Annotated in this window: 1 protein-coding gene; it reads left to right on the forward strand. The window is 42.2% G+C overall.

Annotated features, from left to right (window positions below):
• The coding region (locus KIV40_RS26845) for an IS4 family transposase (RefSeq protein WP_285352225.1) at nt 1–1,168 on the forward strand (1,168 nt) is incomplete at its 5' end.
• Between the last annotated feature and the right edge of the window lie 84 nt (nt 1,169–1,252).

Below are 1,252 nucleotides of genomic sequence, written 5' to 3' on the forward strand. Positions count from 1 at the left end.
TTGGTCCGTTGTTGGAATGAGTCTCTTTCGTCAACAATCTGTTTGGGATATCGCTAACCAACTCGATATTGTCCTGCCAGACAAACAACGCTTTGTTGCCCCAAGTGCTGTTGTTCAAGCGAGACAGAGATTAGGTGAAGAAGGTGTAAAGCAAGTCTTTAAGAAGATGGCTGCGCATAGCTATCAATCGTCTAACTTCGAAACTTGGTGTGGACTAAACCTTCTATCTGTTGATGGTGTCGTTTGGAGAACGACAGATACCCCCGAAAATCATCAAGAATTTAAGGCGCAGCGCAATCAATCATCTGAAAATATTTACCCTAAGGTTCGTATGGTTTGCTTGATGGAGCTTACAAGTCATCAGCTAATCGATAGTGCATTCTCTGACTATCGCACCAGTGAAATGCGGCTTGCAGAAGAGCTTATAGAGCAAACGCCAGATCAATCACTGACTATTTTTGACAAAGGATATTACTCTTTAGGACTGCTTAATCGCTGGAACAAAGTAGGTAAAGAAAGGCATTGGATGCTCCCTGTGAGAAAAGACTTTCAGTGTGAAGTTGTCCATAAATACAGCCAGAGTGATGCTATCGTTGCTATAAAAACATCACTTCAGGCAAGAAAGAAGTTCAATGACCTGCCTGAGATAATAGAAGCAAGGTTAGTATCGAAAGTCATCAAAGGTAAGGAGTATCAGGTGCTTACATCAATGCGTGATGGGTTGCGCTTTCCTGGAGAAGACATCGTAGAGCTCTATCGCTATCGTTGGGAAATCGAATTAGGCTATAGGGAAATGAAGCAAACCTTGCTTGATAGTGAATATACATTGCGGAGTAAGCGCCCAGATATGGTTAAACAGGAGCTCTGGGGGATTTTGTTAGCCTATAACCTTATAAGGCAGGTTATGACAAAGGCAGCGAGTAAGTTAGATAGCATCTGGCCGAACCAATTAAGCTTTACGAGTAGTGCCATGGCTGTGACTCAATACTTTGCAGCTTTACCTTTAACAAGTCCTGGGAAACTCCCTAAACACTATGATGTACTACTACAGCAAATATCCATGTTTATCCTACCACCCCGAAGAGAAGATAGAAGTTATCCTCGTTGGGTGAAACTGAAACCCAAGAAATATGCGACAAATAGAAAAAATGCCAGTCAGCTTAACTGACTGGCATTACTCCATCGGAGAGCCTTTTGTTTTGGGTAACCTAGCAAATTTTATGTGTTCTGGTTTATGTTTCACGTGAACCAC

Source organism: Vibrio sp. D173a, assembly GCF_030248475.1.